The organism is Burkholderia sp. JKS000303 (assembly GCF_002563755.1).
GTDB classification, from domain to species: Bacteria; Pseudomonadota; Gammaproteobacteria; order Burkholderiales; family Burkholderiaceae; genus Burkholderia; species Burkholderia anthina_B.
This window is the reverse complement of sequence record NZ_PDBZ01000002.1, coordinates 848,540-863,431: the sequence shown is the minus strand read 5'-3', so window position 1 is coordinate 863,431 and position 14,892 is coordinate 848,540. Positions and strand designations below refer to the sequence as shown.

13 protein-coding genes are annotated in these 14,892 nt (G+C 67.1%); 6 read left to right on the top strand and 7 right to left on the bottom strand.

Annotated features, from left to right (window positions below):
• Positions 1 to 63: 63 nt before the first annotated feature.
• From BX604_RS25925 to hmpA, 3 genes are all read right to left on the bottom strand, one after another.
• Positions 64 to 1,368 (bottom strand): HipA domain-containing protein, encoded by a 1,305-nt coding sequence (locus BX604_RS25925; protein ID WP_098553653.1) that lies wholly within the window; start codon positions 1,366 to 1,368, stop codon positions 64 to 66.
• Positions 1,358 to 1,642, bottom strand: coding sequence for a helix-turn-helix domain-containing protein (locus tag BX604_RS25920; protein ID WP_098553652.1), 285 nt, complete (start codon positions 1,640 to 1,642; stop codon positions 1,358 to 1,360). Before BX604_RS25920 ends, BX604_RS25925 begins: the two co-directional genes overlap by 11 nt.
• Positions 1,643 to 1,938: 296 nt before the next feature.
• Entirely contained in the window at positions 1,939 to 3,150 is a 1,212-nt protein-coding gene (gene hmpA, locus BX604_RS25915) for an NO-inducible flavohemoprotein (RefSeq protein WP_098553651.1), read from the bottom strand.
• 287 nt (positions 3,151 to 3,437) lie between these two features.
• On the opposite strand from hmpA, the gene BX604_RS25910 reads away from it, so the two are divergent.
• The 5 genes from BX604_RS25910 (at position 3,438) to BX604_RS25890 (ending at position 8,875) form a co-directional block, all read left to right on the top strand.
• Positions 3,438 to 4,367: a TauD/TfdA dioxygenase family protein gene (locus BX604_RS25910; protein WP_098553650.1), complete on the top strand. Its 930-nt coding sequence runs from the start codon at positions 3,438 to 3,440 to the stop codon at positions 4,365 to 4,367.
• Positions 4,368 to 4,423: 56 nt separating this feature from the next.
• A complete protein-coding gene (locus BX604_RS25905) occupies positions 4,424 to 5,479 on the top strand; it encodes an ABC transporter substrate-binding protein (protein ID WP_098553649.1) in 1,056 nt (351 codons plus the stop codon).
• 127 nt (positions 5,480 to 5,606) lie between these two features.
• A complete protein-coding gene (locus BX604_RS25900) occupies positions 5,607 to 6,545 on the top strand; it encodes an ABC transporter ATP-binding protein (RefSeq protein ID WP_098553648.1) in 939 nt (312 codons plus the stop codon).
• On the top strand, positions 6,542 to 7,429 hold the full coding sequence (locus tag BX604_RS25895; RefSeq protein WP_098553647.1) for an ABC transporter permease: 888 nt from the start codon (positions 6,542 to 6,544) through the stop codon (positions 7,427 to 7,429). Before BX604_RS25900 ends, BX604_RS25895 begins: the two co-directional genes overlap by 4 nt.
• Before the next feature lie 84 nt (positions 7,430 to 7,513).
• On the top strand, positions 7,514 to 8,875 hold the full coding sequence (locus tag BX604_RS25890) for an LLM class flavin-dependent oxidoreductase (protein WP_098553646.1): 1,362 nt from the start codon (positions 7,514 to 7,516) through the stop codon (positions 8,873 to 8,875).
• Positions 8,876 to 9,008: 133 nt separating this feature from the next.
• Here BX604_RS25890 and BX604_RS25885 read toward each other — a convergent pair whose 3' ends face one another.
• From BX604_RS25885 to BX604_RS25870, 4 genes are all read right to left on the bottom strand, one after another.
• Positions 9,009 to 9,557 (bottom strand): c-type cytochrome, encoded by a 549-nt coding sequence (locus BX604_RS25885; RefSeq protein ID WP_098553645.1) that lies wholly within the window; start codon positions 9,555 to 9,557, stop codon positions 9,009 to 9,011.
• Positions 9,550 to 10,818, bottom strand: coding sequence for a sulfite dehydrogenase (soxC, locus tag BX604_RS25880; protein WP_098553644.1), 1,269 nt, complete (start codon positions 10,816 to 10,818; stop codon positions 9,550 to 9,552). The genes BX604_RS25885 and soxC overlap by 8 nt, the downstream gene beginning before the upstream one ends.
• A 112-nt stretch (positions 10,819 to 10,930) precedes the next feature.
• Complete coding sequence (locus BX604_RS25875) at positions 10,931 to 12,115, bottom strand: porin (RefSeq protein ID WP_098553643.1); 1,185 nt, start codon at positions 12,113 to 12,115, stop codon at positions 10,931 to 10,933.
• Positions 12,116 to 12,551: 436 nt separating this feature from the next.
• Positions 12,552 to 13,382, bottom strand: a complete 831-nt coding sequence (locus BX604_RS25870) for a FadR/GntR family transcriptional regulator (protein ID WP_098553642.1) — start codon at positions 13,380 to 13,382, stop codon at positions 12,552 to 12,554.
• A gap of 238 nt (positions 13,383 to 13,620) precedes the next feature.
• Between BX604_RS25870 and BX604_RS25865 the strand changes: the two genes are divergently transcribed.
• Positions 13,621 to 14,829, top strand: a complete 1,209-nt coding sequence (locus BX604_RS25865; RefSeq protein ID WP_098553641.1) for an ABC transporter substrate-binding protein — start codon at positions 13,621 to 13,623, stop codon at positions 14,827 to 14,829.
• Positions 14,830 to 14,892: the final 63 nt, after the last annotated feature.

Sequence of the window (14,892 nt, the reverse complement as noted above, 5' to 3'; positions counted from 1 at the left end):
AGCGTTGAACGACCCCGTGCGGCGTCGCGACTGGCGTGCCGGGGAGGGCGCGCACATGCCCACTCACTGGCGCGTGGGCCGCAGCGCCCGCCCCATCTCCGCGATCGGCATCGCCACGATCGAATTCAACAGCCGAACTTCCCCCGCATCCGGCCGCGCGATCTCCCGCACTTCATCGAGCGTCAGCGCAACGTTGCGATCGAGCGGCTCGAGAAAGCGCTGCAATTCGCTGGCCGCCGCTTTCTCCCGGAGCCCGAGCGCCTGGCCGAACGCGATCAGCGCAGGCACGTCGATGTCCGCGAACCGCGTGGCCGCGCCGAGCGGCATCGTCAGTTCGCAGTGCGGCCAGTCGTCGCCGCGATGCTCGGGGCGGTGTGTCGGCGTGTGATACACCACCGTGCTGACGATGTCGTAGAACGGCGCAAGCCGGTAGCCGCGCGCATCGACGAAGAACGACAGGTTTTTCAGATGGGCGTCGCCATTGCCGACCACCACGTTGAAGACGGTCCAGCGGAACACCGACAGACGCGTCAGCGCACGCGTGCTGGTGCGATCGATCGCACGCGCGAGTTCCTGCGCATTCGCGCGCTGGTACTTGAAACCGCGATCGTAGTTGAGCAACTGCATCGTATCGATCGTATGCACGCGCCCGGCCGGCTCCGACGCGACGTCGCGGTCGAAACGGTCGATCACGTAGCACGCGGACGGCGCGCGCAGGAAATGCGCGTCCGGCACGTCGAGCCCCATCTGCTTCGCGAGCTTCATGCAGAAGAACTCGTTGATCGCCGAATGCGGGTAGCCGGCCGCGCGCATGTCCGGCTTGAGCAGGTGCATCGACGGCTCGCTGCCGACGGGTTCGAACAGCGCGTAGTCGGGCGCGTCGCCGCGCAGCACCAGCAGCAGCTTCTGCTGCGCGCCGGCCGCCGACATGCGCTTGGGCGCGGTGGCCGTCAGCGCGCGCTGCGGCATCGCCTGGATCCGGCGCTCGAGTTCGTCGAGCGGCAGCGGCTGCAGGCTGCCCGGCGCTTCATGCTCGCCGTCGGCCAGCAACGTGAGCGCGCCGGCCGACTCGCGCCCGAAGTAGGCGAGCAGGCCCCACGCGTCGGCGGCATCGACCTTCGCCTCGCGCGCAAGCGACATGCGCATGCCTTCCTCGGGCAGCAGGTTGTCGAAGAACCACTGGACCGGGCGATCGGTGGACGTGTCGATGAACGCGTCGGGACGCAACGGGAACGCCGGCGACAGCGGGTAGGCCGCCGGGGACGCGAGCCACTGCGCGTCGTATGCGAACGACCAGATGCCTTTGTCGTCGGTCAGCGTGCCCATGCGCACGCCGTTTGCGGAGGCAATCAGCGTGTTAGCCGCCATGGGCGCTCCTGCGGCGTTGCGCGGCCTTGAGCGCGGTTTCTTCCGAAATCTCGACCGACGATTCCGCGTACAGGCGCACGCCGAGCTCGCCGAGCAGCAGCATCACCTTGCCGATTTGCGCGGTCGGCTTCCCGGCTTCCACCTGGCTGATGAATTTCGGCGACAGCCCGGTGGCGTTCGCGAGTTCATCGCGGGTGAAACCCTGCTGGAGCCGCGCGGCGCGGATAAGGTGGGCGAGCGCGCCGATCGTACCGACGGACCGACTCTCCGACATGACGTTCTCCGTGCTTCGTATCTGATCGGGAACAGTATTGCATAACTTGCGCGTTCGGGCAGGTTTTCGTATCCATTCAGGAACGAATTGGCGTCCGCTGCTTTCGAATCGGCATTTCGTACCCGTTCGGGTACCAGGAGGGCGAAAACGTCACGAGATATGCTGTTCGTATCCGGACGGATACAGAGAGGGCGATGTTCTACGCCGAGAGACTGCGGCGGGCCACCCGTGACCGGCGATGCCGGCAACACGGCGCTGCATGCCGCACGCTTCGCGCGGCATGCAGCGCCTTCGCGTCATTCCGCGAACAGGTCGGGTCCGAACACCTCGTAATGGATCCGCGCCTCGTGAATCCCGAGGTTCTTCAACGCATCGTGCTGGATCCGCATGAACGGCACCGGGCCACAGATGTAGTAGTCGGCATCGGGCAGCAGGAGCGTGTCCTTGATCGCGTTCACGTCGACGAGCCCCTTGCGGTCGTAGTCGCTGCCTTCGGCATCCTGCGGCAGCGGGTCGTCGTAGAACACGACCAGCTTGAAGTTCGCGTACGTCTTCGCCGTTTCGCGCAGCCGGTCGCGCATCGCATGCACGCCGCTGTTGCGCGCGCCGTGCACGAACACGACCTGCCGCTGCGGATCCTGGATCGCGCGCTTCAGCATGCTGATCATCGGCGTCAGCCCGACGCCGCCGCTGATCAGCACGAGCGGCGTCTTCGCATTGACGTCGATGTGGAAGCTGCCGTACGGCGCGGCGAGCTTGATCTCGTCGCCGACGTTCACATGATCGTGCAGCAGACACGACACATAGCCGGGCGGATAGGTGCCGCCGCTTTCGCGTTTCACGGAGATCCGGTAGGTATGCCCGTTCGGCATGTCGGACAGGCTGTACTGGCGAATCTGCTGCAGGCCGAGTGCGGGCACGTCGACGGCGACGCTGATGTACTGGCCCGGCTCGAAGTTCGCGACCGGCTTGCCGTCGGCCGGCGCAAGGATGAACGATGTGATCACGCTGCTCTCGGGCCGCTTCTCGCGCACGACGAAGGTGCGCCAGCCGGTCCAGCCGCCCAGGCGATCCGACGACTGTTCGTACAGTCCGCTTTCCATGCCCATCAGCACGTCGGCAAGGTTGCCGTAAGCCTGCGCCCACGCGGAGATGATGTCGTCGGTCGCCGCGTCGCCGAGCGTTTCCTTGATCGCGGCGAGCAGGTTCTCGCCGACGATCGGGTAGTGCTCGGGCCGCACGCCGAGGCTCGCGTGCTTGTTCGCGATGTTCGTCAGCACGGCCGCGAGACTGCTCGGATCCTCGATGTTCTCCGCATACGCATAGACGGCGCGCGCCAGGGCCTGCTGCTGTTGCCCCTGCTCCTGGTGCGCCATGTTGAACACGTTCTTCAGCTCCGGATGCGCGTTGAACAGCCGCGTGTAGAAGCACTTGATGATGTCGTAACCGTGTTGCGCAAGGACGGGGGCCGTGGCCTTGACGATGTCTTTCGTTTTCTGCGTAAGCATGCTCGAACTCCTTCGTAAGGGGACGTTGCGTGCGGCGAGCGCTGTCGCGCGTCTGTCGTATCGGTGCGGGATTCGAACCCGTGCGGCACACGGGGCGAACGCACATTGTCCGGTCGGGCCGAAGGGCCGGTCAAGGTGCGGGTCGTGCCCGCGGCATGCCCCGCCGGGCCCGCCGTCCGAGCAGCGATCTTTATCGCTGCAGCAGATAAACGTATCGAAATCGCTTCGTTGACGCAGTCCGGCACGCGCTCGTAGATTCGGTTTTTTACCGAAACAAGGGCTGCATCGTGACGACTCCCGCCATCCGCGCCACCGAGTGGACGTTCGCCGGCCAACGGCCCGTGTCGCCGCCGCACGCCGGCACGCAGCAGTTCGACATCGTGGCGTTCGACGCGCCGCTGGGCGCTGAAGTCGTCGGCATCGACCTGTCGCAACCGCTCGACGCCACCGGTTTCGCGCGGATCCACCGCGCGCATCTCGATCATCACGTGCTGGTGTTTCGCGACCAGCGCATCACGCCGGCCGAGCACATCGCGTTCAGCCGCCGCTTCGGGCCGCTGCAGACCCACGTGCTGCATCAATTCGCGCTGCCCGCGCATCCGGACGTGCTGATCGTGTCGAACATCGTCGAGAACGGCAAGCCGATCGGGCTCGGCGACGCCGGCCATTTCTGGCACTCCGACCTGTCGTACAAGGAAAAGCCGAGCCTTGGCTCGCTGCTGCACGCGCAGGAGCTGCCGGCCGAGGGCGGCGACACGCTGTTCGCGAACATGCATCTCGCGTGGGATACGTTGCCTGCGCATCTGCGCCGCGCGGTCGAAGGGCTGCGCGCCGAGCATACGTATCTCGCCCGTTATGCGGAGCTGCAGGCGCGCAGCCCGTGGCGGCCGAACCTGTCGCCCGAGCAGATCGCGCAGGTCGAGGCGGTCGTGCATCCGGTCGTGCGCACGCATCCGGAAACGGGCCGTCGCGCGCTGTTCGTCAGCGAGCATTTCACGACGCGCATCGTCGACCTGCCCGAAGACGAAAGCCGCGCGCTGCTCGACGCGCTGTTCGCGCACAGCGTGCGCGCCGCGCACCTGTACCGGCATCACTGGCGCGACCACGATCTCGTGTTCTGGGACAACCGCTCGCTGATGCATCTCGCGGCCGGCACGCCTGACCACCTGCGCCGCAAGCTGTACCGCACGACGATCGAAGGCGACGCGCCGTTCTGAGTCGCGCGCCGCTGCGTTTCGCTGCCCCCCTTTCTGACTGGATCACTGGAGTTCCGATGTCGTTTCCGCTTTCGCCGGCGTTCAGCCGCACGACCCTGTCCGCGCGCCGCGCGTTGGCCGCCACGCTCACCGCCGCGCTCGCATTCGCGGGCGTCGGCCTGCCGCAAGCCGCGCATGCGGAAGGCCGCATCCGCATCGCCGAGCAGTTCGGCGTCGTCTACCTGATGCTGAACGTCGCGCGCGACCAGCAACTGATCGAGAAGGAAGGGCGCAAGGCCGGCATCGACATCAAGGTCGACTGGGTGCGGCTGTCGGGCGGCGCGGCCGTGAACGACGCGCTGCTGTCGGGTGCGGTCGATGTCGCGGGCGCGGGCGTCGGGCCGCTGCTCACCGTGTGGGATCGCACGCGCGGCCGGCAGAACGTGAAGGGCGTCGCGTCGCTGGGCAATTTCCCGTACTACCTCGTCAGCAACAACCCGAACGTGAAGACCATCGCCGACCTGAGCGCGAAGGACCGGATCGCGGTGCCGGCCGTCGGCGTGTCGGTGCAGTCGCGCGTGCTGCAGTATGCGGCCGCGAAGCAGTGGGGCGACAAGCAGTTCGACAAGCTCGATGCGCTGACGCAGGCGATTCCGCATCCCGATGCGACGGCCGCGATTCTCGCGAACAGCAACGTGATCACCGGCCACTTCGGCAATCCGCCGTTCCAGGAGCAGGAGCTCGCGGGCAATCCGGGCGCGCATATCGTGCTGAGTTCGTACGACGTGCTCGGCGGGCCGAGCTCCGCGACGGTGCTGTACGCCACGCAGAAATTCCGCGACGACAACCCGAAGACGTACCACGCATTCGTTGCAGCACTCGCCGACGCGGCCCGCCAGATCGCGGCCGATCCCGAGCGTGCGGCCGACACGTATATCCGCGTGAACGGCTCGAAGATCGACCGTGCGTTGCTGCTGAAGATCCTGCGCAATCCGCAGGTGCAGTTCAAGACCGCGCCGCAGAACACGCTGCGGCTCGCGCAGTTCATGTATCGCACCGGCGCGATCCGCAACGAGCCGAAATCGTGGCGCGACTACTTCTTCGACGATCCGGCGACGGCCGGCGGCAGTTGAGTGCCGGCGCCGCTATGGCATCGCGATCGGCGCTTATGCGTCGAGCCGGTTTCGATATGTGCAATCGTTGGTTGGGTCGTGTCACACATGGCCGCATGCTGATGCTTTCTTCGCAAGAGTCTCGATCATGAACGCCACTTCCCCTCGAATCGGGTTGCCGCCGTATGCCACACGTGGCACCGCTGCGCCGGCCGCGCGTGCGGCAGCCGATGCACGTACCGCGACCCGGCCCGCGCCGCAGGCCGCACCGGCCGACGCGCGCAGCGAGCGCCTGCTGGCCATCGACCGCGTGAACCTCGAATACCGGAGCGGGGCGCGGATCGTGCGCGCCACGCATCAGGTCAGCTTCGACGTGTACGGCAGCGACCGCTTCGTGCTGCTCGGCCCGTCGGGCTGCGGCAAGTCCACGTTGCTCAAGGCGATCGCCGGCTTCATCGAGCCCGTGTCGGGTTCGATCGCGCTCGACGGCAGTCCCGTGAATGGGCCGGGCCCCGACCGCATCGTCGTGTTCCAGGAGTTCGACCAGCTGCCGCCGTGGAAGACGGTCGCCGAGAACGTCGCGTTTCCGTTGCGTGCGGCCGCGAAGCTGTCGCGTGCCGAAGCGCGCGAGCGCGCGCTGCACTATCTCGACAAGGTCGGGCTCACCGCGTTCGCCGACGCGTATCCGCATACGCTGTCCGGCGGGATGAAGCAGCGCGTCGCGATCGCGCGCGCACTCGCGATGCAGCCGCGCGTGCTGCTGATGGACGAACCGTTCGCCGCGCTCGACGCACTCACGCGCCGCAAGATGCAGGAAGAGCTGTTGCGCTTGTGGGACGAGTTCCGCTTCACGCTGCTGTTCGTCACGCATTCGATCGAGGAAGCGCTCGTCGTCGGCAACCGGATCCTGCTGCTGTCGCCGCATCCGGGCCGCGTGCGCGCGGAACTCAACAGCCACGAGCATTCGCTCGAGAACGTCGGCACCGGCGACTTCCGCGACAGCGTCACACGCATCCATCATTTGCTGTTCGATACCGACGCGACCGGCGTCGCGAACGCGACGAACCCTGAGGACACCGCATCATGAGCACGATCGACCCGGTCCTGCCGCCGTTGCCACCCGTTCGCGCGGAATACGCGTGCACGCTCGACACGCCGCCCGACGCAGAGCGCGCGGCACCCGCGCCGCTGTTGCGCCGCATCGCCGATGCGGGCTGGTTTCGCCGCGGCGTCATCGCGCTCGTGCTGATCGCCGTGTGGGAGATCGTCGCGCGCATCGTCGCGAACGATCTGCTCGTGCCGACCTTCGGCGCGACGCTCGCGGCGTTCGTGCAGGGCATCGAGTCGGGCGAACTGCTCGTGAAGACGGGCATCTCGATGTCGGTGCTGCTGCGCGGCTATGCGCTCGGCGTGTTCTTCGCGTTCGTGCTGACGTCGGTCGCGGTGTCGACGCGCATCGGCCGCGACGTGCTGACGATGCTCACGTCGATGTTCAATCCGCTGCCGTCGATCGCGTTGCTGCCGATCGCGCTGCTGTGGTTCGGGCTCGGCACCGGCAGCCTGCTGTTCGTGCTCGTGCACGCGGTGTTGTGGCCGCTCGCGCTCAGCATGTACACCGGTTTCGCCGGGGTGCCGGCCACGCTGAAGATGGCCGGGCGCAACTACGGGCTCACCGGCCTGCGGCAGATCGCGCTGATCCTCGTGCCGGCCGCGCTGCCGTCGATTCTGGCGGGGCTGCGGGTCGGCTGGGCATTCGCGTGGCGCACGCTGATCGCGGCGGAACTCGTGTTCGGCGCGAGCGCGGGGCAGGGCGGGCTCGGCTGGTACATCTTCCAGAACCGCAACGAGCTGTATACCGACCGCGTGTTCGCGGGGCTCGCGGCCGTCATCGTGATCGGCCTGCTCGTCGAGCACCTCGTGTTCGATACGCTCGAGCGCGTGACGGTGCGCCGCTGGGGCATCCAGCACTGACATTCCCGGCGCGCGCATAACCAAAGCTGAAATCGGTTTTTCACGCGCGCTGCACGCGCAGCCTTCCTTCCTGGAATTTTCCCGATGACGACCCGCACTGGCCATCTGCACCTCGGCGCGTTCCTGTACCCCACCGGCCATCACATCGCCGCCTGGCGCCATCCCGGCTCGCAGGCGGATGCCGGCGTCGACTTTCGCCACTACGTGCGGCTCGCGCAGGCGGCCGAGGCCGCGAAGTTCGATCTCGTATTCCTCGCGGACGGCGTCGGCACGCGCGGCGACGATGTCGAGTTCCTGAGCCGGACCGCGCACAGCTACGTCGCGCAGTTCGAGCCGTTGACGCTGCTGTCGGCGCTCGCGGCCGTCACCGAGCGTATCGGGCTGGTCGGCACCGCGTCGACGAGCTTCAACGAGCCGTTCCACATCGCGCGCAAGTTCGCGTCGCTCGATCACATCAGCGGCGGTCGCGCCGGGTGGAACCTGGTCACGTCGTCGAGCGCGCACGAAGCGCGCAACTTCAATCGCGACGCGCATTTCGATCACGGCGAACGCTATGCGCGCGCCGAGGAATTCGCGGACGTCGTGCGCGGGCTGTGGGATAGCTGGGACGACGATGCCTTCGTGCGCGATCGCGCGGCGGGACGCTTCTTCGATCCCGGCAAGCGCCACGTGCTCGATCATCGCGGCCGCTTTTTCCAGGTGCGCGGGCCGTTGAACGTCGCGCGCTCGCCGCAGGGGCATCCGGTCGTCGTGCAGGCCGGTTCGTCGCCGGCCGGCACGCGGCTCGCCGCACGCACGGCCGAGGTGATCTTCACCGCGCAGCAGACGCTCGACGATGCGATCGCGTTCTATGCGGACGTGAAGGGGCAACTCGCCGCATTCGGCCGCGATCCCGACACGCTGAAGATCATGCCCGGCGTATTTCCGGTGGTCGGCCGCACCGAGCGCGAAGCGAAGGAGAAATTCGACGCGCTGCAGGCGCTGATCGACCCGAAGGTCGGGCTCGCGCTCGTGTCGGGGCTGACCGGCGGCGTGGATCTGTCCGCGTATCCGCTCGACGGCCCGATTCCGCCGCTGCCGGAGACGAACGCGAGCAAGAGCCGGCAGACGCTGACGCTCGAACTCGCCCGCCGCGAGAACCTGACGATCCGCGAGCTGTATCTGCGTATCGCCGGCGCGCGTGGTCACTGGCAACTGGTCGGCACGCCGGGGCAGATCGTCGACGCGCTCGAGGAGCGGTTCGTGCGGTACGGCGCGGACGGCTACAACGTGATGGCGCCGACCTTGCCCGGCGGCCTCGACGACTTCATCGAACTCGTGCTGCCCGAACTGCGCCGCCGAGGGCTGTTTCGCAGCGACTATGCGGGACGGACGCTGCGCGATCATCTCGGGTTGCAACGGCCGGCGCGGCGCGCATTCACTGCGCCTGGCGCGTCTGCCGCGTGAATTCGAAGGGGAAGCGCCCGGCCGTCGAACGATGGCGGCACGGGCATTGACCACCTTGTGAAAATATCGTGCGCACCATCCCGGGCTTTGCGGAAGAGCGCTCGCGCTCGCGCTTGCCCGACGAACGCACGCGTCACAGCCTTCCCGGCCTCGGATCCGCCACGAAACCGTCGCGATTCGGCATCTTCACGCGCGGCAGCGTGCGCGCGTCGAGCGTCGCGTCGTCGGGCACGATGCCGTTCAGGTGCAGCACGTACGCGGTGACCGCATAGACGTCGTCCGCGCTCAGCGATTGGGGCGCGTTGTATGGCATCGCACGACGGATGTAATCGAACAGCGTCGTCGCATACGGCCAGTAGCTGCCGACCGTCTTCTTCGGTTTCGCATCGGTCAACGAGCCGATCCCGCCGACGAGCGGATCGCCGACGCCGCCCTGGCCGGCGGCGCCGTGACACATCGCGCATGTGTCCGCGAACACGTGCGCGCCGCGCGCGACCGTGCCAGCCCCGCGTGGCAGGCCGCTGCCGTCGGGGGCGACGTCGATGTCCCATGCGGCGATCGTCGCGCGGTCGACCGGCTGGCCGAGACCGAAGCCCGCGCCGAACGCGGGCGCGGCGAGCGCACAGCTCATCGACGTCGCCACCGTGAACGATGCAATCAGACGCGCAATCGGTTTATGCATTGCGCACCTCGCCGTCCGCGTCAACGCGCCAGTTCTGGATGCCGTTGTAGTGGTATTGCGAGTTCACGCCGCGCGCGGCGACGAGCGCGGCGCGGGTCGGTTGCACGTAGCCCGTGTCGTCGGTCGCGCGGCTTTGCAGGTCGGCCGGCTCGCCGTTCCAGATCCAGTCGGCCTCGAAGCGCGTCAGCGCGCGATCGCGCACGTCGCCCGCGAGCCGCGCGGCGCGCCAGGTGCGGCCGCCGTCGGTCGAGACGTCGACCGCGCGAATCCGGCCGCGCCCCGACCACGCATAGCCGCCGATCGGGTAATAGCCGTGCGACGCGAGCCGGTGGCCGGCCGACGGCCGCGTGATCACCGATTTCGCGTCCATCTCGAACACGAACTGGCGCGCGCGGCCGTTCGGCAGCAGGTTCGTGTATTTCGACGTTTCCTCGCGCGTCATTTCCGGCGCGCGGACCAGCTTCAGCCGTCGCAGCCACTTGATGTTCGTGTTGCCTTCGAAGCCCGGCACGATCAGCCGCACCGGATAACCGTTCTCGGGCCGCAGCCGCTCGCCGTTCTGCGCATAGACAACCAGCGCGCGATCGAGAATCCGGTCGAGCGGCAGGCTGCGCGTCATCGCCGCGCCGTCCGCACCCTCCGCGAGCAGCCAGTGCGCGGCCGGATCGATGCCGGTTTCGTCGAGCAGCGTCGACAGCCGCACGCCGGTCCATTCGCAGCACGACAGCAGCCCGTGCGTGAACTGAACGGGCAGCCCGCTCGGGCCGTTCCATTCGCTGCCGGTGTTGCCCGAGCATTCGAGAAAGTGGATGCGCGATTCGGACGGAAAGCGCAGCAGGTCGTCGATCGTGAAGATGCGCGGTTCGCGCACGAGGCCGTGCACGACGACGCGATGGCGTTGCGCGTCGATATCGGGCACGCCCGCATGATGGCGCTCGTAGACGAGGCCGTTCGGCGTGATGTCGCCGAACAGGTCGGCGAGCGGCGTCATCGACGAGCCGGAGCCGGGCAGCGCCGGCGTGCGGGCGCTGCGACGGATCACGTCGCGCTCGTGCGCGCCCGGCAGGCCGTACGGCGGCGACAGCAGCGGTGCCCCGGGCGTGCGGGTCCACGGCGGCACATCGAGCGGCGCCAGCGCCGGGCTCGCGAGTGCGCCGCCGCTCGGCAGCAGCGCGGCGGCCCAACCGCCGGCGAGTTGCCGCAGCGCGGTGCGGCGGCCCGTGCGGGGCGGGCGTTGCGGGCGAAGGCGGGAGTCGGTCATGGTCGAAGCCGCGCGGCGGCATGCGGAAAAACGCACATTCTCGGCAACGGCGCGCGACGCGGCAAACAAGCATTCCCGCTTTGCTTATCGCGGCGCGCCCCGCTGCGTGCGATCAGAACTTCACGCGCAGCCCGCTGACGAACGCGAGCTGGCGATTCGTCGACGACGCGCTGCCGATGTTCGAGATCGCCGCGATCTTGCGATAGCCGCCCGGCGTCGCGGTGCTCGCATCGCCGGCCGCCAACTGGTAGATGCCGGACAGATAGATGTCGGTGCGCTTGGACAACGCATAGTCGAACCCGAGCGTGAACTGGTGCCAGCGCGGCTTCAGCGTCTGGCCGCCGGTGCCGGGCAGGCCGCTCGCGCGTCCGTCGGTGAACGTGTAGACGCCGATCAGCGTCGCCGCCGGCGTGATCTGGTAGCGCCCGTTGACGTCGTAGTTGTTGAACTTGCGCGACGAGCCGTCGAGATAGTCGAGCTGCGTGTGGCTCCACGCGAAGCCGAGCGTTGCGCGGCCCAGCGCGTAGTTCGCGCCCGCGACGCCGATCTGCTGCTTGCGCACGCCGCCATTCAGCCCGTAGAAGAACCCGCCGCTGTAGTCGTTGCCCGTCGTCGAGGTCGCGCCGCCCACCGCGCCGCTGGTGTTCGACGTCGTGCTCGGATTGTTCAGCCGCACGTAGCCGGCGCCCGCCGACAGCGGGCCGTTCACGTAGTTGGCCGACACGCCCCACGCATTGTTGTTCGAGAAGCCCGTGCCCGCGCCGCCGTTCGCCTGGTTGCTGAACGCGTACAGCACGTCGGCCGTGAAGCCGGCGATCGTCGCGCTGCGGAACTTCACCGCGTTGTTGATCCGGAAGCTCTGGTTCATGTTGTCGTTGTCGCCGACATGGGTCGCCGGCGACCAGAAGCCGGAGCCCGAGTACTGCGCGACGAGATCTGTGATCGGCTCGTACTGGCGGCCGAGCGTCAGCGTGCCGATGCCGGCCTTGCTCAGGCCCACGTACGCGGAACGGCCGAACAGGCGGCCGCCCTGGCCGAGCCCGCCGTCGCTCGGCCGGAACCCGCTTTCGAGGGTGAACACGGCCTGCAGGCCGTCGCCGAGATCCTCGACGCCTTTCAGGCCCCAGCGGCTGCCGCTCAGCTTGCCGCTCGTCTGCTGGATGTTGCTCGCGCCGCCCTGGTTGTTCGTATAGGCGAAGCCGGCATCGACGAGGCCGTACAGCGTGACGGAACTTTGCGCATGTGCGCCGATGGAACCGACGGAAACCAAACCCAGGACTACCGATTTCTTGATCATGAATATCCTCTGTTTTTTATGGGTACGTCTGCGAGGATCACGATGCTATTGAGTCCGGGCCGCGCAACGAACGGCCGATCCGTGGTTTGCAAATCGTCAGGTTATCGAATTGCAATGCGCGTTGCCGCGCGCCCGGCGCGTGCGTCGTCATTGCGTCCGCGTCGCCTGCTGGCGCGGACGCATCGCATGAACGGCGAACGCCGACCGGCCGAAACGTAAGGTCGCGGTCATATCGTTCGATGCAATCGTTGGATGGGGCGCGTGCGGGTTGCGACGGTGCCGATGTTTTTATGCAACGGGGTGCTGGGCGGGCGCGGAGCGATGCGGTAGACGCGCCGGCATATCCATTCCGCGAAGCGTGGGCAGGGCGGGCTATCGCGGAAGGCGCCGAACCACACGCACGCCCCCGCCACCGTCATGCCGGAGGCCGCACGGGTTACTCGTCGACCTCGGTCGACACGGCGCGCACGCGCTTGCGAATCTCCGAATCCAGAATCAGCCGCCCGCGCAGCTTCCCCTTCATCCGCTTCACGTGCTTCGGCGCCTCGGTCATGTGCTCGACCATCAGCGCGCGGACGCGCTCCACGTCGCGTTCGCGGGCGGCCTGCAGGATCGAGCGGTGAATCGTCACGTTCGCTTCGCCGAAACGCTTGTGTTCGGCGATCGGCGTGTCGTTCCGGAATTCGATCAACTGCCGGATCATCTCGTTGATCAGCTCGCAACTGAAGCGCAGGAACGGATTCGGGTTCGCGGCGGCGAGGATGTCGTGGAACGTCGTGTCCTCCTGCCGCTGTCGCACCAGATGACCGCGTTCGAGCGCGCCTGACGAGCCGTCGCAGCATGCGATGTTGGCCTCGAGCGCGGCGAAATCCTGCTCCGTCAGGTGCGGCACCGCGCCCGCGGCCAGCTCGGGTTCGAGCAGCTTGCGCACGGTGTAGATGTCGTCGATCGTGACGTCCTTGAAGAACAGATAGTTCTGCAGCAACTGCAGCGTCCGGTCGAGCGGGACCTCGACCACCATCCCGCCGCCCGTCGGCCCGGTCGTGACCTTGATCAGGCCTTGTACTTCCAGCGACTTCAACGCCTCGCGGATCGTGCTCTTGCTGACCGCATAGAGCTGCTGCAGCTCGGCCTCGCGCGGCAGGCGGTCGCCGGGCTTCAGGTCCTTTTCCGTAATGAGCCGCTTGATTTCTTCCGCGACGAGATCCGCGCGCTTCGGCTGCTTGATTTCGACCGCGAGGCCTGCCCTGGCTCGGTCCATGACCATCTTCGAGACTCCTTTGTCTGACATGCGCGCGCCCGTTCACATCGTCGTCGATCGGCCCGGGCGCGGCGGTAGGGAATTTTGCCTGATTGACACGAATTTTGATCGTCTCTAGCATCGGGTTCATCCTATTTATCATGATAAATAGGATGAACTGACGACGCATCCCTTTCCGTAGAGCGTTGGCACGGTTTGGCAGTCCGTCGTATCGCGTGTGTTTGTCCCTCCAAGGAGCGTCAACTTGAATCGCCGAGAACTGTTGAAACTGGCCGCGCTGTCGGCCGTACCGGGCGCGCTCGGCGCCCTGGGGTCCCGTGCCGCATTCGCCCAGGGCACCCCGATCCAGCTTGCCTGTCCGGTGCCGATGTCCGGCCCGTTCGCGGCCAACGGCAAATACGCCGACCTCGGCATGCAGCTGGCCGTCAAGCAGTACGGCAAGGTGCTCGGCGCACCGCTTGTCTATACGACGCTCGACACCGAGGGCAAACCCGCGACCGCCGTGCGGCGCGTGCAGGAGATCGCGCAGCAGAAGGGCGCGCGCTTTTTTGCGGGCGGTATTTTGTCATCCGAATCGTTGGCGATGGGCAAGGAAGTGCAGAAGGCCGGCGGCGTGTTCATCACGACGGCCGGCGCGGACGAGCTGACCGGCAAGGACTGCAACGACGCGACGTTCCGCTGGTCGGTGCCGACCTTCGGCGCGATCGAGCAGACGGTGCGCCCGCTGATCCAGACGCTGCCGAAGGCGAAGCGCTGGTACACGATCACCCCGCAATACGTGTTCGGCGACGGGCTGCTGTCGGCGGCGAAGGCGATCTTCAAGGAAAAGGGCATCGAGCACGTCGGCAACAGCTATCACTCGCTGGCCGAGAAGGAATTCAGCGGCTATCTGACGAACGCGGCCGCCGCGCAGCCGGACGTGCTGCTGATCCTGAACTTCGGCTCGCAGTCGTCCGACACGCTGCGCCAGGCCGTCAGCTTCGGGATGAAGCGCAACTGCACGATCCTGCTCGCGTGGGCATCGGGCCTCGAGCAGTTCGAGGCGCTCGGACCGGACATCTGCGACGGCGTGTATTTCGGCGCGCAGTACTGGCACGGGATCGATTCGCCGCTGAACCGCGACCTCGTGAAGCGCACGAACGCCGCGTTCAAGGCCAACCCGAACTACAGCCTCGCGGGTTCGTACATCTGTTCGAAGATCCTGATCGACGCGATGGTGAAGGCCGGCAGCGCCGATCCGAAGAAGGTGATCGCGGCGATGGAAGGCATGAAATACGACGGCCTCACCGGCCCGGAGGAAATCCGCAAGGGCGACCACCAGGTGATGAAGAACTACTACCTGCTGAAGGGCAAGCCGAAGAGCCGGATGAAGAACGCCGACGACTACGCCGACATCGTCAGCTCGGGCCAGTCGTTCCTGCCGGTCGACAAGACCGGCTGCAAGCTCGCCTGACACGCTGCGCGCGTCCGCGTGCGTCGTGTGCCGCGGACGTCCCATTCCTTCCTTTCTGACACG